The sequence below is a fragment of the Streptomyces sp. NPDC048496 genome, from assembly GCF_043200055.1.
Lineage (GTDB): Bacteria > Actinomycetota > Actinomycetes > Streptomycetales > Streptomycetaceae > Streptomyces.
Genome location: NZ_JBICXB010000030.1, coordinates 1 through 24112 on the forward strand (window position 1 = coordinate 1; position 24112 = coordinate 24112).

Sequence of the window (24112 nt, forward strand, 5' to 3'; positions counted from 1 at the left end):
CATCGCACGGGAGATCTACCGGCTCATCGCCACTCCGAGCCCCGCAGCCAGCCACGCACGTGCCGCAACCGCTGCTTGACATCCATAGGGGCATCAGTGCCGTACAACCGCCTCGGCCGTGACTGTCAGGGCTTCTTCGGGCTGTATGACACGCAGGTGCTCAACGCCTTGGAAGGTGTGGCCCGATGGATCGCGAGATCGGCCGCAGAGTGACCAGCTCCGTGACTGGGCCCGTCACATCGGCGGGTTCCCGTGCTTCCGTTCAGGGAGCTGGGCGTGCTTCTGGCGGAGCATGGCCAGGGCGCGGGTCAGGGTGCGGCGGGTCTCGGCGGGGGCGATGACGTCGTCCACCAGGCCGCGTTCGGCGGCGTAGTAGGGGTGCATCAGCTCGGACTTGTACTCCTTGATGAGGCGGGTGCGGGTCGCCTCAGGGTCGGTGGAGGCGGCGATCTCGCGGCGGAAGACGACGTTCGCCGCGCCCTCCGCCCCCATCACCGCGATCTCGTTGGTCGGCCAGGCGAAGGAGAGGTCCGCGCCGATCGAGCGGGAGTCCATCACGATGTAGGCGCCGCCGTAGGCCTTGCGGATGACCAGGGAGATGCGCGGGACCGTCGCGTTGCAGTAGGCGTAGAGGAGTTTGGCGCCGTGGCGGATGATGCCGTTGTGCTCCTGGTCGACGCCCGGCAGGAAGCCCGGTACGTCGACCAGGGTGACCAGCGGGATGTTGAAGGCGTCGCAGAACTGGACGAAACGGGCGGCCTTCTCCGAGCCGTGGATGTCGAGGACGCCGGCGAGGGCGGTGGGCTGGTTCGCGACGATGCCCGCCACATGGCCGTCCAGGCGGGCCAGCGCGCACACCACGTTCTGCGCCCAGCCCTCGTGGACCTCGAAGAAGTCGCCGTCGTCGACGATCTCCTCGATCACCGCGCGCATGTCGTACGCCTGCTGCGGGTCGGCCGGGACCAGTGAGGTCAGCGCGTCCGTGGGGCGGTCCGGCGGGTCGTCGGTGCGGACCACCGGGGGCAGTTCGCGGTTGTTCTGGGGGAGGAGGGAAAGGAGGTGGCGGACGTCCGCCAGGCAGTCCGCCTCGTCGTCATAGACGAAACCCGACACCCCCGACACCCCGGCGTGCACATCCGCGCCGCCCAGGCCGTCATGGCTGATCTGCTCGCCGGTCACCGCCTGGACCACGTCCGGGCCCGTGATGAACATCTGCGAGGTGCCGCGCACCATGAACACGAAGTCGGTCAGCGCGGGGGAGTAGGCGGCGCCGCCCGCGCACGGGCCCAGGATCACGCTGATCTGCGGGATCACTCCGGAGGCGCGGGTGTTGCGGCGGAAGATGCCGCCGTACCCGGCGAGCGCCGTCACGCCCTCCTGGATCCGCGCGCCCGCGCCGTCGCTCAGGCCCACGGCCGGCGCGCCCGCCGCCTCCGCCAGGTCCATCACCTTGTGGATCTTCTCCGCGTGGGCCTCGCCCAGGGCGCCGCCGAAGACGCGGAAGTCGTGCGCGTACGCGAAGACCGTGCGCCCGTGCACCAGGCCCCAGCCGATCACCACGCCGTCGCCGTGCGGCTTGCGCGCCTCCAGGCCGAAGCCCGAGGCGCGGTGCCGGCGCAGCGGCTCGATCTCCGTGAACGTGCCCTCGTCGAAGAGGAGTTCCAGGCGCTCGGGTGCGGTGAGCTTGCCCTTCGCGTGCTGGCGCCGGGTGGCCTCGGGGGCGGGGCCCCGGCTCAGCTCCTCCTTCAGGCGTTGCAACTCGTCGGTGGAGCGGCGCAGATCCGGCTCAGGGGTGGGGGAGGCGACGGGTGCCGGACCGTCGGTGAGCAGTTCGTCGAAGGTCGTCATTGCGGCACCGTAGGCGCCCGTACTCGAAGCCTCCGGTACCTCCTCTGGAGGACCACTCGGCCTCGGCCTCGACCGACTACTGTGCCCGGTCCGCCGTCGTCACCCTCAGCGCATGGTCCGGGTCCCCCGAAAGCACCGCCCGGTGCAGGTCCTGCAGCGCCGCCGACGGTTCCAGGCCCAGTTCGCGTACGAGCGAGCCGCGTAGGCGCTGGTAGGCCTCCAGGGCGCGCCAGCTGCCGCCTGTGCGGTGCAGGGCGCGCATCAGCTGGGCGCAGAAGCCCTCGTGGAGGGGGTGGCGGGCGGCGAGGACGCGGAGTTCCGGGACCACCTCGGCGTGGCGGCCCAGGCGCAGGTCCGCCTCGATGCGGCGTTCGAGCGCGGTGGTGCGCTGCTCGTTGAGGCGCAGCACCTCCAGTTCGAGCACCGATCCGGCCGGTACGTCGACCAGGGCCGGGCCCTGCCACAGGCCGAGGGCGCGGCGCAGCAGGTCGGAGGCGGCGCGGTAGTCGCCGACCTCGAAGGCGGTGGCGCCGGCCGCGGCGAGCCGGTCGAACTCGTGGGCGTCCACCCGGCCGGGCTCCACCTGGAGCAGATAGCCGCCGAACCGGGTGACCAGGATGTCCTTCGCGTCGAGCCGCGGGTCGCCGTCGAGTGCGGCGGTGAGCCGGCGGCGCAGCTGGAGGATGTACGTCTGCAGCGTGGTGGAGGCGCTGCGGGGAACGCACTCGCCCCAGATCTCCTCCATCAGCGTCGGCACCGACACCACCCGGTCGGCGTGCAGGGCGAGCAGTGAGAGGAGCTGGCGGGGCTTGGCGGCGCTGGGTACGACCGACACGCCGCGTTCCTGCGCGGCGAGCGACCCCAGGATCTGGATGTCCATGGGCTTTCTCCCCCTTGGGCCACGGCCGTCGGCGTCCCCGTGACGGCCCGTTCGGAGTCCGGCACTCGAGATTCGCACCGTGCCCGGCTCGCGGCCCAGTGAGGGGAGCACGACCACCGTCATGAAAATGTCATGTCGCGCCGATGAGCGCTGCACTGCCGGAGGTTCCTGTTCCGGAAGCAGACTTCTGGCCAGACGCCGAGACCGGATCCGGTTCCTCGGCGCGGACGGTTCCAAGCGGGTGACGTGCTTCGTCTTCGCAATTGCCACGTCCGCCCGCCCACTTCGTTCATTCCTGGGGGCACACGTCATGAACATCACCGAGGACATCCTTCGCCTTCTTCCGTCGGACGCGCGGACCGGGCGGTCCGGCTGCAGTGAGTCCGGGCCGGCCGGCGGGACGCCGGCCGGGATAACCGTCGAGAGCCTCAGCCGCACCGAGGCCGGGCGCGCGAGCTGGTGCATGTGCATCTCCGCCGCGCTCGACACCCGGGTGGGTGCGTGAGCGAGGCGCAGAGCCCGGCCCGCGGCCCGTTCGTGGCGTTCAAGCGCCACGTGCGGGCCGTGTCGGTCCCGGGGGAGGAGGTGTTCGTGTGGTCCGACCAGGACATGACCGCCGTGCGCGGGGCCGGCGCGGAAACCCTCCTCGGTCTGCTCGACGGCACCCACACCCTGCCCGAGTTGCTCAGGGAGGCCGCGGCGGTGATGCCGGTCGACGTGGCGGGCAGGGTGGTCCGGCAGTTGGCCGAGGCCAATCTCGTGGGCTACCGCCATGGCGTGCCCGACCCGTCCGTCCCGGCCGAGCGCTCGGCGGCGCAGACGTACTGGGACCGGGCCGGTCTCGACGGCGCGGTAGCCGACCGCGCGGTGCGCGGCCGGCCGGTGGCGGTGATCGGAGTCGGCGCGGTGGACGGCGAGGCCGCCCGGGCCGCGTGCCGGAACTCGGGCCTCACCCCGGTCGGCGCGGACGCCGACGCCGACTTCGCCCTCGTGCTGTGCGAGGACTATCTGATGCCCGGACTGCGGGAGACGTCCGAGCGGTTACGGGCCGCGCGGCGGCCGTGGCTGCTCGCCAGCCCCTTCGCCGCCGAGCCGTGGACCGGTCCGGTCTTCGACCCGGACGGAGACGGCGCCTGCTGGACCTGTCTGGCGCACCGGCTGCGCGAGCACCACCGCGGCGAGCTGTCCGTACGCCAGGCTCTTGGCCTCGACCGGCCGGGCGTGCGGCCGGCGTCCTCGCTGCCCGCCGTACGGGCCGTGGGGCTGCACGGCGCCGTCCTGGAGACGGCCAAGTGGCTGGCCGGGCTGCGCACCGCCGAGCAGGGGGCGGTGTGCGTCCTGGACGGCCTCACCCTGCGCACCGCCCACCACCCGGTGCGGCGGCGCCCGCAGTGTCCTTCCTGCGGGGACCCCGCACTGGTCGCCGAGCGGACCCGGCGGCCGGTGGTGTTGGTGTCGCGGCCCAAGGCCGAGGGCTCGGGCAGCAACGACCGGGCGCTGTCCGCCGAGCAGATGCTGGAGCGGTACGGGCATCTGATCGGCCCCGTCACCGGCATCGTGACGGAGGTCCGGCCCATGGCCGGGCTTCCCGAGGGTCTGTACGCCTACGACTCCGGGCACAACCTGGCGCTGCACGGGCACTCCCCGGCGAGTATGCGGCGGGTGCTGCGGGCGCGCAGCTCGGGCAAGGGCACGACGGCGGCCGAGGCCCGGGCCAGTGCGCTCGGCGAGGCGGTGGAACGTTACTGCGCCACCCGGCAGGGCGACGAGGCCACGATCACCGACTCGCTCGCCGGACTCGGCGAAAACGCCGTCCACCCCAACACGTACCAGCTGTTCCATGAGCGGCAGTACGCCGACCGGGACCAGTGGAACGCCTCGCACACCCCCTTCCACCACGTGTGCGCGCCCTTCGACCCGCACCGGCCCACCCACTGGACCCCAATGTGGTCGCTCACCGGCGTCCAGCGGCTGCTGCCCACCTCCACGCTGTACTTCGACTGCACACCCGGCGGCGCGCCGGACGGGCTGTGGGCCGACTCCAACGGCAACGCGGCGGGCAGCAGCACCGAGGACGCCCTGGTGCAGGGCTTCCTCGAACTCGTCGAGCGGGACGCGGTGTCGCTGTGGTGGTACAACCGGCTCCGCCGGCCGGCCGTCGACCTCGACGCGTTCGACGCGCCGTGGCTCGCGCGGCTGCGCGAAGCGCTCGGCCGGGCGAGCCGGCAGGTCTGGGCCCTCGACCTCACCTCCGACCTCGGGATCCCGGTCATGGTGGCGGTCTCCCGGCGCACGGACGGCGAACTCCCCGACATCGTCTACGGGTTCGGGGCCCACTTCGATCCCCGGCTCGCACTGCGCCGGGCGCTCACCGAGATGGTCCAGACGCTGCCGCCCGTGGCCGCCGTAGCGGCGCCGCCGGCCCCCGGGCAGCCCCATCTGCTGCCGGACCCGGGGCAGTCGGCCCGTACCCCCGCCACCTGGCCGGCGTACGTCCGCGAGGCCGATCTCCTCGCCGACGTCGAGACGGTCCGCGCCCTCGTCGCCGCGCACGGCCTGGAGTTGCTGGTACTCGACCAGACCCGGCCGGACGTCGGCATTCCGGTGGTGAAGGTACTGGTGCCGGGACTTCGTCACTTCTACGCCCGGTTCGCGCCGGGACGGCTCTACGACGTGCCGGTCCGGCTCGGGGAACTGGCCCGGCCGACGCCCTACGAGGAACTCAACTCCGAACCGCTGGCCTTGTAGTTCGCGCGTGATGGTCCCGGATCCGCCGGGTGTCGGATTATAGTCCGGTCTCACAAACTCTCGACATCCATGCGAGGAGTCGACACATGGCGGGCCGTTTCCGGGCCTCGGACAACGACTTCATCCCCATCGAGGAGCAGGTGGAGGGAGCGTCACCGAGCAAGGGGTCATGGACCCCGCCCGCCATGGCCGCCGCGCCGGACGACGGCCGGGGCGGGCGTGGGGGCCGGGGTCTCCTGGCGCCGCGGCTCGCCCGGGGCGTCAGCACGGTGGTCTTCGCGGGGTACGGCGTCGTCACCCTGCTCAACGTGCAGAACACGGTGTCGAGCCCGCTCGGGCTCGTCCTGTGCACCCTCGCCGTGGGCGCGCTCTACACCCTGCAGATCATGCTGGCGTCGCCCCGCGCCCGCCGGTGGTCCGGCGGGCGCCGGGCGGTCGTTCTCGTCACCCAGGCGGGCCTCACCTTAGGGCCCATGGTGTGGCTGGGCATCGCCTGGGGAAGCATGGCGGGACCGCTCGCCGGATCGATTCTCCTGATGCTTCCCGGCCGGTTCGCCTGGCCCTGCTACAGCGCGGTCCCGCTGGCCATCCTCGGCTGGTCGGTGGCGAGCGACGGGATCTCGGCCCTGGAGACGGGCTACTACGCCGTCTCCACCGCGCTGACCGGGCTCGTCATCTACGGGCTCACCCGGCTCACCGACCTCGTGCGCGAAGTCCACGACGCCCGCGCCGAGATGGCCCGGATGGCGGTCACCCAGGAGCGGCTGCGGTTCGCGCGGGACCTGCACGACCTGCTCGGCTACAGCCTCTCCGCCATCACCCTCAAGTGCGAGCTGATCCACCGGCTCACCCTGGTCAATCCGGAGCGGGCCCGCGAGGAGGTCGCCTCGGCGCTCGGCGTCGCCCGGCAGGCGCTCGCCGACGTCCGGCTCGTGGCCAGCGGCTACCGGGACATGTCCCTTACGGCGGAGGCCGAGTCGGTGGCCGAGGTGATGGCGGCGGCCGACGTCGAGACGGAGCTGGACATCGACTGCGGCCGGCTCCACCCGTTGGTGGACACCGTGCTCGCGACGGCCCTGCGCGAGGGCGTCACCAATATGCTCAGGCACAGCAAGGTGCAGTCGTGCACCGTCACGGTGCGGGTCGAAGGAGAGGCAGTGCGACTGGACCTGGTCAACGACGGCGTGGTCGCGCAGGACCGGCCCGACGCCCCGGACCGCGGCAGCGGTCTGGGCAACCTGCGGACCCGGCTCGCCGCGATCGGCGGCGAGATGCGGGCCGGGGCCGAGGCCGGGAATCGCTTCCGGCTGACGGCCGTCGCCCCGCTGAGGCCGTCCAAGGGCGAGGAAGCGAAACCGCTGCTGCCGCGCGCCCGCCGCGTGGTGCTCGGCACGCCCGGTGCGGCCCACGCGGCCGCCCCGGAGAGCGCGGACGCCGGCGGTCACGGCGAGGCCGGCGTACGGGGCGACGCGGGCTTACGCGGAGACACGAGCGGTCCCGGAGAAGCGGGCAGACGCGGAGACGCGGGCAAACAAGCCGTCTGAGCGCACGCAGGACACATCGGGGGAGCACATGCTGCTGATCAAGATCCTGCTCGCCGAGGACGTGCACATGGTCCGTGGCGCGCTGGTGGCGCTGCTGGAACTCGAGCCGGACCTCCAGGTCGTCGCGTCGGTCCCCCGCGGGGACCTCATCGTTCCGGCCGCCCTGGATGCCCGCCCGGACGTCGCCGTCATCGACATCGACCTGCCCGGGGTCGACGGGCTCACCGCGGCGGCCGACCTGCACGAGCGGGTGCCGGACTGCCGCACCCTCATCCTCACGAGCCTCGGCAGACCTGGGACCCTGCGGCGGGCGATGGCCGCGCGGGTCTCCGGCTTCCTCCTGAAGGACTCCCCGCCGTCCCGGCTCGCCCAGGCGGTGCGCTCGGTCGCCGTCGGCCAGCGGGTCATCGACCCCGAACTCGCCCTCAGCGCCTGGGAGGCGCCCGACAACCCGCTCTCCCCGCGCGAGACCCAGGTGCTGCGGCTCGCGGCCCGTGGCGCCGGCGCCGCGGAGATCGCCGACCACCTCTTCCTCACCCAGGGCACCGTACGCAACTACCTCACCGCCATCGTCGACAAGCTCAACGCGCGTAACCGCATCGACGCCATCCGCATCGCGGAGGAGGCCGGCTGGATCCCGTAACCCGGCCCACGGGCGGCGGTGAGGCGTCAGTGCTCCGCCAGCGGACCCGCGTCCAGCTTCGACAGCACGCCCGCCAGATGCACCGCGTCGCTCTCCGGGCCGCGGCACACCGCCAGACAGGCCGGCCCCCGCGCCCCCGCGATCCGGCGCAGGAACGGTGTGAGCACCGCGCGGGGCCCGATCTCCACCACATGGCTGGGGGCCTGCTGGGCGAGCATCCGGCGGGCCGCGTCGGCGAACCGCACCGGCGTGGTGAGCTGCGCCGTCCAGTACGCCGTCGCCAGCGGCTCGTCGTACTCGCGGCCGTACACCGTGGAGTAGTACGGCAGTTCCGGCCGCCCGCCCGCCACATGCCGGGCCACGGCCTCGAAGCGCGGTGCCATCGGCTCCATCAGCGGCGACTGGAAGGCGTGCCGCACCTGGAGGAAGGTGCAGGCGATACCGATCGCCGCCAGCCGCTCGCGGACCCGCTCCAGGCCCTCGACCGGACCCGAGAGCACCGTGGCGCGTGCCGCGTTGACCGCGCCGATCGTCACCTGCGGCTCTCCCGCCGCCGCGTCGGCCGCCTCGAACGGGCTCGCGCAGGTCGCCATCATCCCGCCGCCGGACGGCAGATACTGCATGAAGGCGCCGCGGGCGCACGCCAGCCGGGCGGCGTCGTCGAGAGACAGCGCGCCGGCGACCACCGCCGCCACGAGCTCGCCGGTGCCGTGGCCGAGCACGGCCACCGGACGCAAGCCCTCCTCCACCAGCGTCATCGCCAGCGCGTAGCCGACCGCGAACAGCGCCGGCTGGGTCAGCGCCGTCTGGTGCACCCGCTCGTCCCCGTCGAGGATCAGTCCGGCGACCGAGCGGCCCAGATACGGGGCGATCGCCTCGTCCGCCGCGCCGAGATGACGCCGGTACGCGGTGAGCTCGCGATGCAGCCCGGCGGTCATCCCGGGATGCTGGGTGCCCTGCCCGGTGAACACGAACGCCGCCCGCACCAGCCCCGAGTTCCGGCGCATCTCGTACGGCATCGCCAGATGGCGGGCGAGATCGCGCACGGTCGGATGGGCCCAGAGGTCCGCGAAGTCGAACAGCGGGCCGAACTGCTCCTCGATGTCCCCGCACAGACTGAGCACGGACACTGAGTCGATCCCCCAGGCGGACAGCTCCTCGTCGTCGCCGACCTCCCGCCCCGCGTACCGTGCGACCCGCTCGGCGAGCCAGGTGGCGAACTCCCTCTCGTCGGGCCCGCCCGGTGCCTTGCCGCTCATGTCTTCCCCCTGTCTGTCGTCCCTCTCCCGCCGGCAGGACCGCCGGCCAGGTCGCCCGCCGCTAGCGGCGGGCCCACCGCTCCCACCAGGTCGTCGGCCAGGTACTGGTGCAGTGGCCGCAGGCCGCCGCTCAGGAACAGGCGGCGCATCGCCACCCGTTCGACCTTTCCGCTGCTGGTGCGGCGGACGGTGCCGGGGCGCACCAGGAGCACGCCCGCCACCGTCACCTGGAACTCCTCGCTGAGACAGCGCCGTACGTCCGCCACCAGCTCCTCCAGATCGAGCGCGTAGCGCTGGTGGGTGCGCAACTCCTGGACCACGACCACCCGTTCGCGCTCTCCCGGGACGGAGAAGGCGGAGCCCGTGCTGAACAGTGAGCTGACCCGCTGGACCGTGCGCTCCACGTCCTGCGGGTAGAGGTTGCGGCCCGCGACCATGATCACGTCCTTCAGACGGCCGGTGACATAGAGCCGCCCGCCGTCCACCGTGCCGAGGTCACCGGTGCGCAGCAGCCCGCCCGTGCCGTCGGCCGTCACGGCCCCGAAGCGCTCGGCGCTCGCCTTGCGGTCGCGCCAGTACGCCGCGGAGATGCCCGGTCCGCTCACCCAGATCTCGCCGATCCGCCCGTTCGGCAGCACCCGGCGGCTCTCCGGGTCCACGATCAGCACCCGCCCGGCCGCCACGTCCACCCGGCCGCAGGACACCAGGGTGCGGGCGGGCCGTCCGGGAAGGGCCTCGCGCACCTGGCCCTGCTCGAGGGCCTCGGTGTCGACCGTCCGCTCGCCGTCCGCGGCCGGGCCGCCGGAGACGAGCAGGGTGGCCTCGGCGAGGCCGTACGCCGCGTGCAGCGTGTCCGGGCGCAGGCCGGCGGCGGCGAACCGCTCGGTGAACGCCCGCCGGGTCTCGGCGCGCACCGGCTCCCCGCCGGAGATCGCGATCCGCCAGCCCGACAGGTCGAGCCCGGCCAGCTCCTCGTCCGTGACCCGCCGGACGCAGTGGTCGTACGCGAAGTCGGGGGCGCCGCTCACCTCGATCCCGTACCGCCCGATGGCCTCCAACCAGCGGGCCGGCCGCTTGACGAAGGCCTCGGGCGACAGCGTGACGGAGGTGCCGCCGAGCCAGAGCGGATGCAGCAACTGCCCGACCAGGCCCATGTCGTGATGGAACGGCAGCCAGCCGCCGATCCGGGCGTCCGGCCCCGCGCCGAGCAGCCGGGCGAGGGCCTCCTGGTTGGCGAGGAGGTTGCGGTGGGTGACCACCACGCCGTTCGGGCTGCCGGTGGACCCGGAGGAGAACTGCAGATACGCCACGGTCTGCGGGTCCGGCTCCGGCAGCCGCCCGGTGCCCGTCCCGCCGACCGCGTCGGCGGCGAGACAGGGCACCGAGCCGTAGCCGTGCCGGGCGAGCAGCCGGGACACGTCCGGCGCGAGCGATGCGCAGGTGAGCGCGGCCCGCGGGGAGGTGTGCCGGACGATCCCGGCCACCCGCTCCTCGTGGTGGCTCCGGCCGTCGTAGGGCGGCACCGGTACGGCGACGGCCCCGGCGTACAGGCACGCCAGGAACGACACCGCGAACTGGCTCCGGGACTCGTGCAGCAGCAGCACCGGCTCGCCGGTGGCGCCGTCGGCGCGGAGCCGGCCGGCGAGCCGGCGGGCCTGGGCGTCGAGCGCGCGGTACGAGAGCGAGGCGGGGCGACCGCGTTCGTCGCTGTCCGGCAGCATGAGCAGCGCGGTGCGCTCCGGTGTCCGCTCCACTCTGTCGAGCATCAGTTCGGTGAACGTGCGATGGTCGCTCATTCCGGCCCCCTGCGTGTCGTACGGGCGCTGACGCCCCCGACGTCGGCGCCCGTTTCACCCGCCACTCGACCGTAGGTACGGCGTCTAGAAGGGCACTCGACCGACGCTGGGCCGAGTGGGGGCGAAGCAGGGGCCGCGCGGGGCTTGCGGAGTCAGTGGGGCGCGGTCCAGCCGACCCGTGGGCGCGCCCGCCGCGCCGCGCCCCAGGGAGCGCGCGGCGCACCGGCCGCCGGGTCCGCGGAGTCCTCCGCCGCGGCCGCCGCGCGCAGTCTGGCCAGCAGGACGGCCGTCAGGGCGGCGAGTTCCACGGGGTCCGGTCGCCCCCGTACGACGAGGAAGGCGGGCTGCGTCTCGGTGGTCTCGTCCATGGCCCCGATGCTGGGTCCGGCACCTCGAGAAGTCCTCGGGAGGGGATCGGGCGGGAGGCCTCGACCGCGCCGGCGGAATGCCGCTCAGCGGGCGGACAGCGGGCGGGCCGGGTCCACGGTGAGGCGGGCGGTGGCCGCCAGGCCTTCGAGGCGGGTACGCCAGGAGGCGCTCGTCCGGACCCGCTCGTCGGCCGCGGGGTCGTGCCACCACAGCAGACCCGTGTACGCGTACGGGTCGGCCACCGAGCGGAGCAGCAGGCTGCCGCCGAAGGCCTCCTCGGGGACGCACAGGCCGACCAGCAAGCCGAAGTTCAGCTCGAAGCGGTCCGGGTCGGCGGCGTGGTCCACCGCGGCCCGCAGCAGGACAAGGCGCGCGGAGTCGCAGGGCGGGCCGTTCGGAGCCATCCGGCCGACGGTGACCAGGAGTTCGGCCTCCGCAGGCGCGGGCGGGGACGCCGGATCCTCGCGCCCCGCGCGCAGCAGGCGGTCGAGGCCGGTCCAGTGCTCGAGGTGGACATAGGTGCCGGGGCGCCCGGTCAGGGCGGCGGTCACCCGCGAGACGAAGCCCCTGCGGGACTCCCGGCGACGGGCGTAGGCGAGCAGATCAGGCTCGAACGCCCCGGGCGGCGCGGTGGTGGTGAAACGTCCGATCACGGTCAGTTCTGGCTCACGATCGCTTGGATACACCGCCCGGCCCCCTTTTCGTCCCGGTGGTGCGTGCAGACCCAGGCATTCGATTACACGCCGCTCGAGAACCGCTTGAGGACGGTCGGGAGCCCGCGCGCACGAGAGTTCCTCGAGGATCAACCGAGCCGCCGCGGGGATGGTGGCCTTCCCGGATCTCGGAAGGGAGGGCCCGACATGCCCGCAACCGGAAACAGCGACGCCGTCGCCGCCCGAGTGCTCCTCGGGCGGCTCGCGCGGGCGGTGTGGACCTCGCTCGTCGCCTACGGCTCCATGTGGGTGCCCGTGGACGAGAACACGCTCTGGCAGCAGTACCGGCACGCCATGGCGGCGGACCCGCGGACCGAAGACCCGCGGACCGTGGACCCGTCGTCCGGGCCCGGCGGAAGCGATGGGACCGATTCTGGCCGGAAGACCTCGAGCGCGAATTGAGCGGTGGCGCGCGGGCCCCCGGCGGACAGGGGAACGGCCGGGGCGGCGGACGGGGAAGAGGAACGGAGGGATGGCATGACGACGGTGGTGGACCCGGTGGACTCCTCGGAGGTCGCCGTCCAGGAACGCATCGCCCGGCTCGAACACGACTTCGGCGACCTCGACGACCCCGGAAACCCGCTGGGCGCCCAGCAGTTCCTGGCCGCCGACGAGAGGCAGCGGCTGCTGCCGGCCGCCGAGCGGCTGCTCGATGCCTTCGGCCTGAACGCCGAGTTCGTGCCCATCGGACTCGGCGGCCGGCTCGACCGGCTCGACGTGCTGGCCCGGGTGCTGCGCGTGGTGTTCCGCCGCGACGCCGCCCTCGGCCTGGGCTACGGCCTCACCTCGTACCTCGCCGCGGTCGGCGTGTGGACGGCCGGCACGCCGAGCCAGCGCCAGGAGACCGCCGGACTGCTGCTCGCCCACGGCCGGATGGCCTGCGCCTACCCCGAGCCGCCGCAGGGCAACGACTTCCTGCGCAACCGGCTCACCGCCGTGCCGGACGGCGCCGGTTACCGCCTCGGCGGCCGAAAGGAGGCCCTCAACAACGGGGCCCGGGCCGGCGCCCTCGTGCTCTTCGCCGACACGCCCGACGGGCTGAGCGCCCTCCTGGCCCCTGGACCCGCCCACCCCGACGGCGCCGGCATCCGGCTGCTGCCGCGGCGCCCGACCACCGGCGTACGCGGCTGCGCCGTCCAGGGCCTCGCCTTCGACGGGCCCCGGCCGGCCACCGGGCGGCTGCTGGGACCGGCGGGCGGCGGAACGCGCCTCGCCGAGCACGTCTTCCCGCTCACCCGCAGCGCCGGTCTGTCGATGACCCTCGGCTGCGCCGACACCGTGCTGCGCACCACCACGGCCTTCGCCCGCTCGCGGCGGCGGCGCAGCCCGGCCTCGCTGCACTCCTCGCGGACCCGCACCGCGCTCGTGAACGCCTTCGCCGACCTGCTGGTGTGCGACTGCCTGGCACTCGTCGCCACCCGGGCCACGCACGTGCTGCCGCGCGAGAGCCGGACGCTGGGCGCCGTCGCCAAGTATCTGCTGCCGATGGTGCTCACCGAGACGATGGACGACCTGTCGATCGTGCTCGGCTCCGAGGCGTATGCGACAAGCGGGAGTTACGCGATCTTCCAGAAGACGGCGCGCGATCTACCGATGCTGGGCCTGGGCAGTGCGGGCGCCTCGGCGAGCCGGGCCGTGCTTGTCGCCCAGCTGCTGCGGCTGCCCGCGTTCGGCACGCCGCCGGACGGCGGCGCCACGGGAGCCGGGGGAGACCCGGACGCCCCCTGCGCAACCGGCGACGGACTCGCCCGGCTCTTCCGGCCGTTCGACGCGGCACTGCCGCCGTGCGAGGTGTGGGAGAACGGGCTGCCCGCCGACCGGGACTCGCTGCTCGGCTCGTTGGAGGAGTCGGCACGGCACGCCGGAGGGCCGCTCGCCGAGGCCGCCGGGGTGCTCGTGGAGCAGCTGGGGGTGCTGCGCGACGGCTGCGCCGAACTCGCCGCCCGGCCCGTCGGACAGCCCCCCGGCCCGCGCGCCTTCGCCCTGGCCGACCGCTACGCGCTGCTCGTCGCGGGCGCCGCGTGCCTCGGCGTGTGGCGGCACCGCCCGTCCGGCGGCTTCCTGGCCGGCCCGGACTGGGCGGCGACCGCACTCACCCGCGTCGCCGGCCGGCTCGACCGCGCGGCGGTCCGGATGCCCGAGGCGCCCGCCGACCACCTGCTCACCGAGCTGCTCCACCGCTTCGACGACGCCCGCAGCTATGACCTGTACGCGACCGCCCTTGGGCGCTCGTGATCGGGCGTACCGGGCGGGACACGGCCTGGACGAGGAGGTACGACATGGAGCGGCCGGTGCGGCACGGCGGGGGCGGGGGCTCGTGGGAGGAGGTGCGGGGCGCGGTCGCCGGGGGCGGCAGCTGTGTGGTGTACGCGGCCGTCGACGACTGGGTGCCGGCGGATCTCGATGCGCCGGAGCTCGCCGCGGACCTGGGGGCGGACCACGTCCGGCTCGTCCGGATGCCCGCCTCGCGCAACCGGGACCGGTTCGTCGCCGCCCGGCTGCTGCTCAAGTCCGCGGCGGGCGCGGTGCTCGACGCCCTGCCGCGGGAGCTCGAACTGGCGTACAAACCGGGCGGCCGCCCATATCTGCGCGGCATCGACCAGCTCGACGTCGGCCTCAGCCACACCGAGGGCCTGCTCGTGGTGGGCCTGACCAGGGTCGGCCGGATCGGGGTGGACACCGAGCCGGCCGACCGGCGGATGCTGGAGCTCGGCACCGAGCACCAGGCCTGCACCCCGTACGAACTGGAGGCCCTCGAACGGGTGCCGCCGGAGCGGCGCAACCGCGAGCTGGTGCGGCTGTGGACGCTGAAGGAGGCCTACAGCAAGGCGATCGGCCAGGGACTGCGGTTCCGCTTCACCGAGTTCGGCTTCGGGCCGCCCGATGTGCCGACCCGCATGCTGCGGCCCGACGGGACGCCCGGGGCGGGGCAGGAGTGGACCTTCCACAGCTGGCTGGTCGAGGACGCCTACACCGTCAGCGCCGCCGTACACGACCCCGGCTTCGGCGAGGGGACGCCGCCGGGCTCCAGCGCCAGTTGAGCGATGAGCGAGGCGCTGCGGTGACCCTCTCCTCGCGCACCTGACCGAAAAGGTGCGGCAAAAAGGGTGCGGCACATGAAGCGCGGTGTACGAAGGGGGATCGGGTGCAGCGCTATCTCGCGGTCCGGCCGGGGCCCGCCACGGACGGGGTCCGGCTGTTCTGCTTCCACCACGCCGGCGGGGGCGCCATGACCTTCGCCGGCTGGCAGCGGCGCATCGGCCCGGACGTGTCCGTGCTGCCGGTGCGGCTGCCCGGCCGGGAGTCCCGGCGGCGCGAGGAACAGATCACCGACGGCGCGCGGCTCCTCGACGAGCTCCAGAAGGACCTGGGCCCGCTGCTCGACGAACCGTACGCCCTCTACGGGCACAGCCTGGGGGCGCTCGTCGCCTACCGGTTCGCCGAGCACCGGGTGCGCGCCGGACTGCGCCCACCCGAACTGCTCGCGGTGGGCGCCTGCTCGGCGCCGCAGCTGCCCGCCCCTGTCCTGGAGACCCTGCTCAGCCCGGAACTCCCGGACGAGGAACTGATTCGGGCGCTCGGCGACAAGGAGTCCATCCCCGCGCCGCTGCGCAACCGGATCGGCTGGCTCGCCGGCATCCTCGCCACCCTGCGCACCGATCTGCTCCTCGCCCAGGACCTGCGGTCCACGCCCGTGACCGCGCTGCCGTGCCCCCTCGACGCCTACGCGGGCGAGGTCGACCCCCTGGTCTCCGCGCCCGAGGTGCACGCCTGGCAGGACTGCACCACCACCCGATTCCGGCTGCGGACCGTCCGCGGCACGCACTTCTTCGTATCGGGCCGCGACGTGCCCCGTGCGATGGGGGAGGCCCTGCGGGCCCCTGCGACAGGACCTGGTGCGGCGCGTCCCGGCACGGCGCCGCGCCAGGCCGGCTGATCCACGTAACCCGAAGGAGATCCGCGCATGGACATCAGCGTGCTCGGCCCGTTCCGGGCCACCCTGTCCGGGGTACCGGTGCACCTCACGGCGGTCAAACCGCGCAAGGTCTTCGCGCTGCTCGCCCTCCAGGCGGGCGAGGTCGTCTCGGTGGCCTCGCTGGTGGAGGAGGTGTGGGGCGAGCATCCTCCACGCAGCGTCCAGACCACCCTGCAGACGTACATCCTGCAGATCCGCAACGCCATCGGCGCCGCGCTCGGCGACGGCACCGAGCGTGCCTCCCTGCCGAACGGCGTCAAGAGCGTGCTCGTCACCGAACCCGGCGGCTACCGGCTCGACAGCCATGGCGGTCTGCTCGACGCCCATGAGTTCGACGCGCTGTCCTCGGGCGGCCACCGGGCCCTCCACCAGGGCGACTGGCCGGGCGCCTCCTCGTACTTCGGCCGGGCTCTCGCGCTGTGGCATGGGCGCGCGCTGGCCGACGTCCAGTGCGGGTCCCTGCTCGAAGTGGAGGCCACCCGGCTCGACGAGTCGCGGATGAGCGTCCTTCAGCGGCGGATCGAGGCAGACCTGAGGCTCGGGCGCCATCATGAGCTGGTCGGCGAGCTCTCCGGGCTCGCCGCGCGTCATCCCCTGCACGAGGCGGTGCACGAGCAGCTGATGCTCGCGCTGCACCGGGTCGGGCGCCGCAGCGATGCCCTGTCCGTCTACCGGCAGCTGCGCCGCTGCCTGAACCAGAGCCTCGGACTCGACCCCTCGCCCAGCGTCGAGCACCTGCACCAGGCGGTGCTCGACTCCTCGCCGCGGCTCGACCTGGACGCCGCGGGCGCCACGGGCCCGGGGCTGGCGAGTGCCAAGTGACCCACCCCTCAAACGAATCGAGAGGAAGACATCGTGATTGACATGAACCTGCCCGAGCTGGGGGCGCTCCTGCTCGAATGCGTCGGCGCCCCGGAGGAGGGCATGGTGCTGGAGGGCGAGGAGGCCCTCGACACCCCGTTCCTGCAGTTCGGCTACGACTCGCTCGCCCTCCTCCAGGCCGCCAGCGTGATCAACCGCACGTACGGCATCGTCCTCGACGACGACGCCGTCATGGAGGCCGAGACCCCGCGGATGCTGCTCGCGCTGATCGGCACGGCGCCGCGAGCCGGCGCGGTCCGCTGACCCCACCCATCCGAGACGACCCCCGAGACGACCCCCGAGACGCCCCCCGAGACGACGGAGATTCCGATGCCCTACGCAGCCATCACCTACCGGGTCAAGCCGGGTTTCGAAGAGGAGATCACCAGGATCTTCACCGACTTCCAGAGAGTCGACACGCCCGACTTCACCAGCGCCGACGGCGAGCAGGCCGGCCGGCTGCTCGGCACGGCCGTCTTCCTGAAGGACGACGTCGTGGTGCGGGTCATCCACTACGAGGGCGACTTCGCGGCCGTCGGCCGGCACATGGCAGCCCAGCAGGGCGTCCACAGTGCGGAGGCCGAGCTCCTGCCCTATCTCGCCGAGCCCCGTGACACCCGCTCGCCGCAGGCGTTCGCGGAGTACTTCCGGGAGGCCACCATGCACACCCTCGTGCAGCTGACGGTGGACACCCACCCCGCGGGGGCCCGGGCGTCATGATCGAGGTGCTGGCCGTCGTGGCCGTGCTCGGCAGCGGTGTCACCGCCGGAGTGCTGTTCGCCGTCGCGCTGAGCGTACTGCCCGCGCTGTTCGCGATGGAGACCGGCACCTATGTGCACGCGCACCAGCTGCTCGGCCGCAACTGGGACCCCACGATGCCCGTCATCGTGCTGAGCAGCACCCTGGCCGACGGGGTGCTCGCCGTGGCGGCCGACGGCGCCGCGCGCCCGCTGTTCGCGGTCGCCGCGGTGCTGCTGCTCGGCGTGTCCGGGGTGTCCCATCTGTGCAACGTCCCCATCAACCGCCGCGTCAAGGCGATCACCGACCCGGCGGTCATCCCGACGGACTGGGAGGACCCGCGCCCGCTGTGGCGCCGGTTCCACTATCTGCGCACCGCCCTGGCCGTCCTGGCCCTGATCCTCAACGGGGCCGCGCTGACCACGATCTGACCATCTCTCACACCCATCGGGCCGCACTCCCGGGACTCCCGGAGTGCGGCCCGATGGGTGCTGCGTCATGCCCGCGCGGGCAGGTCCCGTACGGAGATCTGCGCGACCGTGGTCAGCAGACTGCGCTTGAAGGTGGCCACGAAGCCCTCGACCGTGTCCGTGTCCCGGGGCCGGGTCAGATACGGCTTCAGCTTCCGCTCCACCTCGCGCACGCCCGGCTGCGCGGCCATGTGTTGGGCGACGGCCTCCAGGTCGCCGGTGTACTCGATGACCCGGACCAGGGTGTCGTCGCGCAGGAACACCGCGGTGGCCACGATCGTGCCGGCCTGCTCGCCCGAGGCGTCCTCGACCCGGCTGCTGCGCACCCGCTTGAAGTCGCCGAAGATCTCGGCGAGTTCCTTCTCGTACCCCGGCTTGATGTCGTACGTGATCGCTGCGAACGGCATGCCCGTGCCCTTTCCCTCACCTGCTGTCGTGGACGTTCCCGACAGGCAAGCCCGACCGCCTCGGGCCCCGCTCGAAGTCCCCCGTATCAGCGGCGGACCTCGACTCTCTGGACAGGACTTCGAGCGGCCCTCCAGACCCCGGTGCGACGTTCTCCCGTGACCACCGACCATCGGGAGGACCCGTGCACCGCACTCTGATCGTCGCCAAGCTGCGGCCGGACCGGACGGACGACATCGCGAGGATCTTCGAGGAGTCCGACGCCACCGACCTGCCGCACATGATCGGCGTGAGCCGCCGCACCCTGTTCCGGTTCCACGGCCTGTACTTCCACCTGGTCGAGGCCGACGGCGACATCGGCGCGAACCTCTACCGCGCCCGCAGCCACCCGCTCTACGACGACATCAACACCAAGCTCGCCGAGTGCGTGGAGCCGTACGACCCGGACTGGAAGGAACCCAAGGACGCGATGGCCACGCCCTTCTACATCTGGACCAAGGACGGAGGACGGATCCAGTGACCACCGCCATCACCCGCACCGTGAAGGTGGCCGCCGACAAGGTCGCGGCCAACACCAAGCGCGGCGGAGACATCCGCGTCACCCTCAGCCCCAAGACGGTCGGCTGCACCTCCGGCTTCGGCGGCGTCCTCGGCCTGGAGCCCGGCGACTGGATCACCGAGCACTACCACCCGTACTCCGAGGAGTTCCTGCACGTCGTCGAGGGCACCCTGGAGATGACCCTGGACGGCAAGGACGTCGTCACGCTCGGCCCCGGCGACTCGCTGTGCGTGCCGATCGGCGTCCGCCACCGCCTCGTCAACACCGGCGACGCCACCGCCCGCTGCGCCTTCCACCTGTCGCCGCTCGCGCCGCGCCCCGAGCTCGGCCACGTCGACACCGAGCAGGCGCAGCGCCCCGAGCAGGCCAACCCGGACGTGGGCGGTGCCCGGTGACCCGACGGGCCGTCATCACCGGCATCGGCGCGGTCGTGCCGGGCGGGGTGGGCCGGGAGGCCTTCTGGCGGACGCTGTCCGAGGGCCGCACGGCCACCCGACGGATCACCCTGTTCGACCCTGCCCCGTTCCGCTCGCAGGTCGCCGCCGAGGCCGACTTCGACCCGGCGGCCGCCGGCCTCACTGCCCAGCAGATCCGCCGCATGGACCGGGCCGCCCAGTTCGCCGTGGTCTCCGCCCGCGAGGCGGTCGCCGACAGCGGCATCGAGCTGTCCGCCCTCGACCCCGCGCGGATCGCAGTCTCCCTGGGCAGCGCCGTCGGCTGCACCATGGGCCTGGAGGAGGAGTACGTCACCCTCTCCGACGGCGGCCGACGGTGGCTCGTCGACCACGAGTACGGCGTGCCGCACCTGTACGGCTACATGGTGCCGTCGACCCTCGCCGTCGAGGTCGCCTGGGAGACCGGCGCCCAGGGCCCGGTCGCGCTGATCTCCACGGGCTGCACCTCCGGTCTGGACTCCGTCGGGCACGGCGTGCAGCTCATCGAGGAGGGCACGGCCGACATCGTCATCACCGGCGCCACCGACGCCCCCATCTCGCCCATCACCTCCGCCTGCTTCGACGCGATCAAGGCGACCACCCCGAACAACGCCGACCCGGAGCACGCCTCCCGCCCCTTCGACGGCGACCGCGACGGCTTCGTGCTCGGCGAGGGCGCCGCCGTCCTGGTCGTGGAGGAGCGCGAGGCGGCGCTGGCCCGCGGCGCCCGGATCTACGCCGAGATCGTCGGCTTCGCCAGCCGCAGCAACGCGCACCACATGACCGGTCTCAAGCCCGACGGCCGCGAGCTGGCCGAGGCCGTCACCGTCGCCCTGGACCGGGCCCGGCTCGACCCCACCGCCGTCGACTACATCAACGCGCACGGCTCCGGCACCAAGCAGAACGACCGCCACGAGACGGCCGCGTTCAAGCGCAGCCTGGGGCAGCACGCCTACGACATCCCGGTCAGCTCCATCAAGTCGATGATCGGGCACTCGCTGGGCGCCATCGGCTCCATCGAGGTGGCCGCCTGCGCCCTGGCCCTCGACCGCCAGGTGGTGCCGCCGACGGCCAACCTGAAGACCCGGGACCCGCTCTGCGACCTGGACTACGTGCCCGTGACCGCCCGGGAGCACGCCATGGACACCGTGCTCACCGTCGGCAGCGGTTTCGGCGGATTCCAGAGCGCCATGGTCCTGGCCCGCCCCGGCATCGCCCGGGCCGCGTGAAAGGAGAGAGACCATGACGACCGTCGCGAGCGCCCCCGTCGTCACGGGTCTTGGCATCGTCGCGCCCACCGGCATCGGCGTCGCCGCGCACTGGGCCTCGGTCCTGGCCGGCAAGTCCGGAATCGGCCGGATCGGCCGCTTCGACCCGAGCCCCTACCCGGTGCGGTACGCCGGGCAGGTCCCCGGCTTCGACACCGCCGAGCAGGTGCCCAGCCGGCTGATCGTGCAGACCGACCACTGGACGCACCTCGCCCTCGCGGCCGGCGAGGCCGCCCTCGCCGACAGCGGCGCCGACCTCGACGCCATCGGCGAGTACGAGATGGCCGTGGTGACCTCCTCGTCCTCCGGTGGCACCGAGTTCGGCCAGAAGGAGATGACCGCCCTCTACCAGCACGACCCCGGCTGGGTCGGCGCCTACCAGTCCATCGCCTGGTTCTACGCCGCCACCACCGGACAGCTCTCCATCCGGCACAAGATGCGCGGCCCGTGCGGTGTTCTCGCCTGCGAGCAGGCCGGCGGCCTCGACGGCATCGCCCAGGCCCGGCGGCTGCTGCGCGGCGGTTCGTGCCTGGTCGTCACCGGCGGCACCGACGCCTCGCTCTGCCCGTACGGCCTGACGGCCCAGCTCACCACCGGCCGGCTGTCCACCGTCCCGGACCCGGAACGCGCCTACCTGCCCTTCGCCGCCGAGGCCTCCGGCCACCTGCCCGGCGAGGGCGGCGCGATCCTCGTCCTGGAGACCGCCGAGGCCGCCGCCGAGCGCGGCCTGGGCACCGGCTACGGGCGAGTACTCGGCCACGCCGCGGGCTTCGACCCGGCCCCCGGGTCCGGCCGGCCGCGCGCCCTGCGCCGTACCGCCGCACAAGCCCTCGCCGACGCCGGCCTCACGCCCGCCGACATCGACGTCGTCTTCGCCGACGCCGCCGGGAACCCGCCCGACGACCGCGACGAGGCGGAGACGATCACCGCGCTGTTCGGTCCGCGCGGCGTGCCCGTCACCGCGCCCAAGACGCTCACCGGCCGGCTCTACGGCGGCGGCGCGCCGCTCGACGTGGCCACCGCGCTGCTCGCGCTGCGCGAGGGCGTCGTCCCGCACACCGCCCACGTCCACGAGCCCGCCCCGGGCCTGGACATCGACCTGGTCACCGGCGCCCCGCGGGAGCTGCCGCTGCGCCACGCACTGGTCCTGGCGCGCGGCCACGGCGGTTTCGCCTCCGCCCTGGTGCTCGGCCGCTGAAGGCCGCAGAACCCACCGCAGACGACCTACGGAGTTCCCATGGCAGGACACACCGACAACCACATCGTCATCGACGCCCCGATGGACGTCGTGTGGGACATCACCAACGACGTCCCCGGCTGGCCGAACCTGTTCAGCGAGTACGCCTCCGCCGAGGTCATCGAGCGCGAAGGCGACACCGTCGTCTTCCGCCTCACCATGCACCCCGACGAGGACGGCAACGTCTGGAGCTGGGTCTCCCGGCGCACCGGCGACCCGGCCACCCGCACGGTGCGCGCCGAGCGCGTCGAGACCGGCCCCTTCGAATTCATGCACATCTTCTGGAAGTACACCGAGGAGCCCGGCGGCGGCGTGCGGATGCGCTGGGTGCAGGACTTCCACATGAAGCCCCAGGCCCCGGCGACCGACGAGGCGATGACCGAGCACCTCAACGCCAACACCAAGGTGCAGATGTCGCTCATCAAGGAGCGGGTCGAGGCCGCGGCACGGGCCCTGACCCGCTGAGGAGCCGGCCGTGCTGAACGTACTCGCCCCCCTGCTCCTGCTGGCCAACGGCCTCGCGGCCGGCGTGATGCTCGGCACCCAGCTCGGCGGCTTCCCCTACATGGCCTCCCTGCCGGTGAACCGCTATGTCTACGCCCACGCGTTCCTCGGCCGGCGCTACGACCCGACCATGCCGGTCTGCCTGATCGGCACGGTCGTCCTGGACGTCGTCCTGGCGGGTGCGGCGCCGGACCCGGCCGCCCGGGTGCTCTTCGCCGTCGCCGCCCTCCTCACCGCGACCACCCCGGTCATCGCCGTCACCAAGAACGCGCCGGTCAACCGCTGGATGCGCACCCTCGACCCGGACAACCTGCCCGTCGACTTCAAGGACCCGCGCCCCGAATGGGGCGCCTGGAACAGCCGGCGCAGCTGGATCACGCTCCTCGCCCTCGCCGTCAACTGCACGGCGCTCGGCTTTCTGCTCTGACTTTCGCCATTCAGCCCGAAGGGAATCTCCATGGACCTCGAACTGCGGGGCAAGAAGGCCCTGGTCACCGGCGGCACCCGCGGTGTCGGCCGGGGCGTCGTCCTGGCGCTCGCCCGCGCCGGCGTCGACGTCGTCACCTGCTACCAGAACGAGAGCGACCACGTCGCCTCGCTGGAGCGGGAGCTCAAGGAGACCGGCGGCGATCACCATGTGCTGCGCGCCGACCTGTCCCGGCCCGAGGACATCGCCGCCCTGCTCGGCAAGGTGCGCGAACTGCACGGCGACCGCCTCGACCTGCTCGTCAACAACGCCGGCACCATCAGCCACATCCCGTACGCGGACCTCCCGCTGGAGGAGTGGCAGCGCATCTTCGCCACCAACGTCACCGGCGCCCACCTCGTCATCCAGCACGCCCTGCCGCTGCTCGGCGCCGGCTCCTCCGTGGTGACCGTCGGCTCCCGCGCCGTCGAGGCTGGCATCCCGCTGCGCGCCCACTACACCGCCACCAAGGCCGCACTGGCCGGCCTGAACCGCTCCCTGGCCAAGGAGTTCGGCGCGCGGGGCATCCGCTTCAACCTCCTCGCGCTCGGCGTGATCGAGACCGAGAACTTCCACGCCATGCCCGCGGAGCAGCAGAAGGTGATGACCGAGCGGTACGGCGCCAAGACCGCCCTCGGCCGGCTCGGCACCCCCGACGAGGTGGCCGACGCCGTGCTGTGGCTCGCCAGCGACCTGTCCCGCTATGTCACCGGCAACACCATCGGCGTCGACGGGGGGATCTCCTGATGACCTTCCGGGTGATGCTGCGTATGGAGATCGAGCCGGGCAAGGAGGCCGCCTTCGAGAAGGCCTGGCTGGCGGGGACCGAGGCGGTCACCGGCCACCCGGCCAACCTCGGCCAGTCGCTGGCCCGCGAGGAGGGCCCGGACAGCACCTATGTCATCGTCAGCGACTGGGTGGACGAGCCGCGGTTCCGCGAGTTCGAGAACAGCCCCGCCCACCTGGAGCACCGGGCCACCCTCCACCCGTACCGCAAGGGCGGCACCTTCCACGTCATGCGGGTGCTCCACGGCATCGAGGGCAGGGCGCCCGCCGATGCCCGCCGATGACCGCGACGGGGGCGGCGACGGGGTCCGGGTGATCGTCTACCAGGCCGCGTACGACGAGGGGCAGCTCGCCGCCGTCCGCGAGGCCTACCACCAGGTCAGCGAACGGCTCGCGAAGGTGCCCGGCATGCTCGGCAACGAGCTGCTGCGCAGCCCCGCCGACCCCACCGCGCTCGCCGTGATGAGCCGCTGGGAGTCCATGCAGGCCTTCCTGGCCTGGGAGGCCGGCGCGGAGCACCGCCAGGACACCGCCCCGCTGCGGCCCTTCCGCGACACCCGCACGCCCGTCCCCTTCGCGGTGTACGAGGTGGACGCCGCGTACTGACC

28 protein-coding genes are annotated in these 24112 nt (G+C 73.2%); 21 read left to right on the plus strand and 7 right to left on the minus strand.

The genetic code is table 11. The features are described 5' to 3' along the window. Window positions 1-234: 234 nt before the first annotated feature. A complete protein-coding gene (locus tag ACGFSA_RS23885) occupies window positions 235-1848 on the minus strand; it encodes an acyl-CoA carboxylase subunit beta (protein WP_393307352.1) in 1614 nt (537 codons plus the stop codon). A gap of 76 nt (window positions 1849-1924) precedes the next feature. Then, complete coding sequence (locus ACGFSA_RS23890; protein WP_393307354.1) at window positions 1925-2728, minus strand: BTAD domain-containing putative transcriptional regulator; 804 nt, start codon at window positions 2726-2728, stop codon at window positions 1925-1927. Window positions 2729-3038: 310 nt separating this feature from the next. Between ACGFSA_RS23890 and ACGFSA_RS23895 the strand changes: the two genes are divergently transcribed. The 4 genes from ACGFSA_RS23895 to ACGFSA_RS23910 all read left to right on the plus strand — a co-directional run bounded on the left by ACGFSA_RS23895 (window position 3039) and on the right by ACGFSA_RS23910 (window position 7663). Next, complete coding sequence (locus tag ACGFSA_RS23895; protein WP_393307356.1) at window positions 3039-3233, plus strand: hypothetical protein; 195 nt, start codon at window positions 3039-3041, stop codon at window positions 3231-3233. Beyond that, window positions 3230-5476, plus strand: coding sequence for a TOMM precursor leader peptide-binding protein (locus ACGFSA_RS23900; protein WP_393307358.1), 2247 nt, complete (start codon window positions 3230-3232; stop codon window positions 5474-5476). The genes ACGFSA_RS23895 and ACGFSA_RS23900 overlap by 4 nt, the downstream gene beginning before the upstream one ends. Before the next feature lie 86 nt (window positions 5477-5562). Continuing rightward, window positions 5563-7020 carry a sensor histidine kinase gene (locus ACGFSA_RS23905; protein WP_393307360.1) on the plus strand — a complete coding sequence of 486 codons (1458 nt, stop codon included), beginning with the start codon at window positions 5563-5565 and terminating at the stop codon, window positions 7018-7020. A gap of 34 nt (window positions 7021-7054) precedes the next feature. Beyond that, window positions 7055-7663 (plus strand): DNA-binding response regulator, encoded by a 609-nt coding sequence (locus ACGFSA_RS23910; protein WP_393307503.1) that lies wholly within the window; start codon window positions 7055-7057, stop codon window positions 7661-7663. 26 nt (window positions 7664-7689) lie between these two features. Here ACGFSA_RS23910 and ACGFSA_RS23915 read toward each other — a convergent pair whose 3' ends face one another. The 4 genes from ACGFSA_RS23915 to ACGFSA_RS23930 all read right to left on the minus strand — a co-directional run bounded on the left by ACGFSA_RS23915 (window position 7690) and on the right by ACGFSA_RS23930 (window position 11740). Further along, window positions 7690-8922: an acyltransferase domain-containing protein gene (locus tag ACGFSA_RS23915; RefSeq protein WP_393307362.1), complete on the minus strand. Its 1233-nt coding sequence runs from the start codon at window positions 8920-8922 to the stop codon at window positions 7690-7692. Further along, window positions 8919-10718, minus strand: a complete 1800-nt coding sequence (locus tag ACGFSA_RS23920) for a fatty acyl-AMP ligase (protein WP_393307364.1) — start codon at window positions 10716-10718, stop codon at window positions 8919-8921. Before ACGFSA_RS23920 ends, ACGFSA_RS23915 begins: the two co-directional genes overlap by 4 nt. A 152-nt stretch (window positions 10719-10870) precedes the next feature. Continuing rightward, window positions 10871-11086 (minus strand): acyl-CoA carboxylase epsilon subunit, encoded by a 216-nt coding sequence (locus ACGFSA_RS23925; RefSeq protein WP_393307366.1) that lies wholly within the window; start codon window positions 11084-11086, stop codon window positions 10871-10873. An 84-nt stretch (window positions 11087-11170) separates the two neighbouring features. After that, window positions 11171-11740, minus strand: coding sequence for a hypothetical protein (locus ACGFSA_RS23930; RefSeq protein ID WP_393307368.1), 570 nt, complete (start codon window positions 11738-11740; stop codon window positions 11171-11173). Window positions 11741-11947: 207 nt separating this feature from the next. Between ACGFSA_RS23930 and ACGFSA_RS23935 the strand changes: the two genes are divergently transcribed. From ACGFSA_RS23935 to ACGFSA_RS23970, 8 genes are all read left to right on the plus strand, one after another. Beyond that, window positions 11948-12202 carry a hypothetical protein gene (locus ACGFSA_RS23935; protein ID WP_393307370.1) on the plus strand — a complete coding sequence of 85 codons (255 nt, stop codon included), beginning with the start codon at window positions 11948-11950 and terminating at the stop codon, window positions 12200-12202. 75 nt (window positions 12203-12277) lie between these two features. Continuing rightward, window positions 12278-14035, plus strand: a complete 1758-nt coding sequence (locus ACGFSA_RS23940; protein WP_393307372.1) for an acyl-CoA dehydrogenase family protein — start codon at window positions 12278-12280, stop codon at window positions 14033-14035. A gap of 44 nt (window positions 14036-14079) precedes the next feature. Then, the gene (locus tag ACGFSA_RS23945; protein WP_393307374.1) at window positions 14080-14841 is read left to right on the plus strand and encodes a 4'-phosphopantetheinyl transferase family protein; all 762 of its coding nucleotides are present in this window, start codon (window positions 14080-14082) and stop codon (window positions 14839-14841) included. A 104-nt stretch (window positions 14842-14945) separates the two neighbouring features. Then, window positions 14946-15737 (plus strand): thioesterase II family protein, encoded by a 792-nt coding sequence (locus ACGFSA_RS23950; protein ID WP_393307376.1) that lies wholly within the window; start codon window positions 14946-14948, stop codon window positions 15735-15737. Window positions 15738-15764: 27 nt separating this feature from the next. After that, window positions 15765-16598 (plus strand): BTAD domain-containing putative transcriptional regulator, encoded by an 834-nt coding sequence (locus tag ACGFSA_RS23955; protein ID WP_393307378.1) that lies wholly within the window; start codon window positions 15765-15767, stop codon window positions 16596-16598. A 42-nt stretch (window positions 16599-16640) separates the two neighbouring features. Further along, window positions 16641-16901 carry an acyl carrier protein gene (locus ACGFSA_RS23960; protein ID WP_393307505.1) on the plus strand — a complete coding sequence of 87 codons (261 nt, stop codon included), beginning with the start codon at window positions 16641-16643 and terminating at the stop codon, window positions 16899-16901. Window positions 16902-16967: 66 nt separating this feature from the next. Continuing rightward, entirely contained in the window at window positions 16968-17357 is a 390-nt protein-coding gene (locus ACGFSA_RS23965; RefSeq protein WP_393307380.1) for a SchA/CurD-like domain-containing protein, read from the plus strand. Further along, the gene (locus ACGFSA_RS23970) at window positions 17354-17806 is read left to right on the plus strand and encodes a DUF1772 domain-containing protein (RefSeq protein ID WP_393307382.1); all 453 of its coding nucleotides are present in this window, start codon (window positions 17354-17356) and stop codon (window positions 17804-17806) included. Before ACGFSA_RS23965 ends, ACGFSA_RS23970 begins: the two co-directional genes overlap by 4 nt. Window positions 17807-17871: 65 nt before the next feature. Here ACGFSA_RS23970 and ACGFSA_RS23975 read toward each other — a convergent pair whose 3' ends face one another. Then, a complete protein-coding gene (locus ACGFSA_RS23975) occupies window positions 17872-18252 on the minus strand; it encodes a SchA/CurD-like domain-containing protein (protein WP_393307384.1) in 381 nt (126 codons plus the stop codon). Between the two features lie 182 nt (window positions 18253-18434). Between ACGFSA_RS23975 and ACGFSA_RS23980 the strand changes: the two genes are divergently transcribed. From ACGFSA_RS23980 to ACGFSA_RS24020, 9 genes are read left to right on the plus strand one after another with little or no spacing between them, the layout of a single operon-like run. Next, window positions 18435-18770 (plus strand): TcmI family type II polyketide cyclase, encoded by a 336-nt coding sequence (locus ACGFSA_RS23980; protein WP_393307386.1) that lies wholly within the window; start codon window positions 18435-18437, stop codon window positions 18768-18770. Further along, window positions 18767-19204 carry a cupin domain-containing protein gene (locus ACGFSA_RS23985; protein WP_393307389.1) on the plus strand — a complete coding sequence of 146 codons (438 nt, stop codon included), beginning with the start codon at window positions 18767-18769 and terminating at the stop codon, window positions 19202-19204. The genes ACGFSA_RS23980 and ACGFSA_RS23985 overlap by 4 nt, the downstream gene beginning before the upstream one ends. Next, entirely contained in the window at window positions 19201-20472 is a 1272-nt protein-coding gene (locus ACGFSA_RS23990) for a beta-ketoacyl-[acyl-carrier-protein] synthase family protein (RefSeq protein ID WP_393307391.1), read from the plus strand. The genes ACGFSA_RS23985 and ACGFSA_RS23990 overlap by 4 nt, the downstream gene beginning before the upstream one ends. A 13-nt stretch (window positions 20473-20485) precedes the next feature. Further along, window positions 20486-21709, plus strand: a complete 1224-nt coding sequence (locus ACGFSA_RS23995) for a ketosynthase chain-length factor (protein WP_393307393.1) — start codon at window positions 20486-20488, stop codon at window positions 21707-21709. 39 nt (window positions 21710-21748) lie between these two features. Then, window positions 21749-22213: an SRPBCC family protein gene (locus tag ACGFSA_RS24000; protein ID WP_393307395.1), complete on the plus strand. Its 465-nt coding sequence runs from the start codon at window positions 21749-21751 to the stop codon at window positions 22211-22213. A gap of 10 nt (window positions 22214-22223) precedes the next feature. Next, the gene (locus ACGFSA_RS24005) at window positions 22224-22679 is read left to right on the plus strand and encodes an anthrone oxygenase family protein (protein ID WP_393307397.1); all 456 of its coding nucleotides are present in this window, start codon (window positions 22224-22226) and stop codon (window positions 22677-22679) included. 30 nt (window positions 22680-22709) lie between these two features. Continuing rightward, a complete protein-coding gene (locus ACGFSA_RS24010; protein ID WP_393307399.1) occupies window positions 22710-23465 on the plus strand; it encodes an SDR family NAD(P)-dependent oxidoreductase in 756 nt (251 codons plus the stop codon). Further along, a complete protein-coding gene (locus ACGFSA_RS24015; protein WP_393307401.1) occupies window positions 23465-23788 on the plus strand; it encodes an antibiotic biosynthesis monooxygenase family protein in 324 nt (107 codons plus the stop codon). Before ACGFSA_RS24010 ends, ACGFSA_RS24015 begins: the two co-directional genes overlap by 1 nt. Continuing rightward, window positions 23775-24110 carry an antibiotic biosynthesis monooxygenase family protein gene (locus ACGFSA_RS24020; RefSeq protein ID WP_393307403.1) on the plus strand — a complete coding sequence of 112 codons (336 nt, stop codon included), beginning with the start codon at window positions 23775-23777 and terminating at the stop codon, window positions 24108-24110. Before ACGFSA_RS24015 ends, ACGFSA_RS24020 begins: the two co-directional genes overlap by 14 nt. Window positions 24111-24112: the final 2 nt, after the last annotated feature.

What these genes read in the sequence shown, in the direction of transcription:
- ACGFSA_RS23935 (WP_393307370.1), top strand. Translation starts at nt 11,948, where the DNA reads ATGCCCGCAACCGGAAACAGCGACGCCGTCGCCGCCCGAGTGCTCCTC.
- ACGFSA_RS23895 (WP_393307356.1), top strand. Translation starts at nt 3,039, where the DNA reads ATGAACATCACCGAGGACATCCTTCGCCTTCTTCCGTCGGACGCGCGG.
- ACGFSA_RS23940 (WP_393307372.1), top strand. Translation starts at nt 12,278, where the DNA reads ATGACGACGGTGGTGGACCCGGTGGACTCCTCGGAGGTCGCCGTCCAG.
- ACGFSA_RS23965 (WP_393307380.1), top strand. Translation starts at nt 16,968, where the DNA reads ATGCCCTACGCAGCCATCACCTACCGGGTCAAGCCGGGTTTCGAAGAG.
- ACGFSA_RS23905 (WP_393307360.1), top strand. Translation starts at nt 5,563, where the DNA reads ATGGCGGGCCGTTTCCGGGCCTCGGACAACGACTTCATCCCCATCGAG.
- ACGFSA_RS24000 (WP_393307395.1), top strand. Translation starts at nt 21,749, where the DNA reads ATGGCAGGACACACCGACAACCACATCGTCATCGACGCCCCGATGGAC.
- ACGFSA_RS23920 (WP_393307364.1), bottom strand. Translation starts at nt 10,718, where the DNA reads ATGAGCGACCATCGCACGTTCACCGAACTGATGCTCGACAGAGTGGAG.
- ACGFSA_RS23955 (WP_393307378.1), top strand. Translation starts at nt 15,765, where the DNA reads ATGGACATCAGCGTGCTCGGCCCGTTCCGGGCCACCCTGTCCGGGGTA.
- ACGFSA_RS23970 (WP_393307382.1), top strand. Translation starts at nt 17,354, where the DNA reads ATGATCGAGGTGCTGGCCGTCGTGGCCGTGCTCGGCAGCGGTGTCACC.
- ACGFSA_RS24010 (WP_393307399.1), top strand. Translation starts at nt 22,710, where the DNA reads ATGGACCTCGAACTGCGGGGCAAGAAGGCCCTGGTCACCGGCGGCACC.
- ACGFSA_RS23960 (WP_393307505.1), top strand. Translation starts at nt 16,641, where the DNA reads ATGAACCTGCCCGAGCTGGGGGCGCTCCTGCTCGAATGCGTCGGCGCC.
- ACGFSA_RS23945 (WP_393307374.1), top strand. Translation starts at nt 14,080, where the DNA reads ATGGAGCGGCCGGTGCGGCACGGCGGGGGCGGGGGCTCGTGGGAGGAG.
- ACGFSA_RS23925 (WP_393307366.1), bottom strand. Translation starts at nt 11,086, where the DNA reads ATGGACGAGACCACCGAGACGCAGCCCGCCTTCCTCGTCGTACGGGGG.
- ACGFSA_RS23995 (WP_393307393.1), top strand. Translation starts at nt 20,486, where the DNA reads ATGACGACCGTCGCGAGCGCCCCCGTCGTCACGGGTCTTGGCATCGTC.
- ACGFSA_RS24015 (WP_393307401.1), top strand. Translation starts at nt 23,465, where the DNA reads ATGACCTTCCGGGTGATGCTGCGTATGGAGATCGAGCCGGGCAAGGAG.
- ACGFSA_RS24020 (WP_393307403.1), top strand. Translation starts at nt 23,775, where the DNA reads ATGCCCGCCGATGACCGCGACGGGGGCGGCGACGGGGTCCGGGTGATC.
- ACGFSA_RS23885 (WP_393307352.1), bottom strand. Translation starts at nt 1,848, where the DNA reads ATGACGACCTTCGACGAACTGCTCACCGACGGTCCGGCACCCGTCGCC.
- ACGFSA_RS23975 (WP_393307384.1), bottom strand. Translation starts at nt 18,252, where the DNA reads ATGCCGTTCGCAGCGATCACGTACGACATCAAGCCGGGGTACGAGAAG.
- ACGFSA_RS23890 (WP_393307354.1), bottom strand. Translation starts at nt 2,728, where the DNA reads ATGGACATCCAGATCCTGGGGTCGCTCGCCGCGCAGGAACGCGGCGTG.
- ACGFSA_RS23915 (WP_393307362.1), bottom strand. Translation starts at nt 8,922, where the DNA reads ATGAGCGGCAAGGCACCGGGCGGGCCCGACGAGAGGGAGTTCGCCACC.